The organism is Streptomyces sp. BE20, from assembly GCF_036322525.1.
Classification (GTDB): domain Bacteria; phylum Actinomycetota; class Actinomycetes; order Streptomycetales; family Streptomycetaceae; genus Kitasatospora.
On sequence record NZ_JAQYWW010001074.1, the window covers coordinates 1 to 239 of the forward strand.

General features: G+C 74.5%; 1 protein-coding gene. It reads right to left on the bottom strand.

Features of this window, described 5'->3' with window-relative positions:
- Positions 1–239 (bottom strand): transposase (locus PUR61_RS31080; RefSeq protein ID WP_329882840.1); only part of this gene is annotated, 239 nt, incomplete at its 3' end.

Consider the following 239-nt stretch of genomic DNA (forward strand, 5'->3'; position numbering starts at 1 on the left):
ACCCGGTGGAGCTTGGCCCACACCCGGGCCCTGCTCCACTCGGTGAAGCGCCGGTGCGCGGTGGGCCCGGACGGACCGAAACAGGGCGGCAGCTGGGCCCACGTGCACCCCGACGTCGCGACGAACACGATCGCCGCCAGCACCTCGCGGTCCCCGTAGCGGCGCCGACCACCGCCCTGCGGGCGGGTCGGCGCCGCCGGCACCACCAACTGGAACAACTCCCACAACTCGTCCGGCAC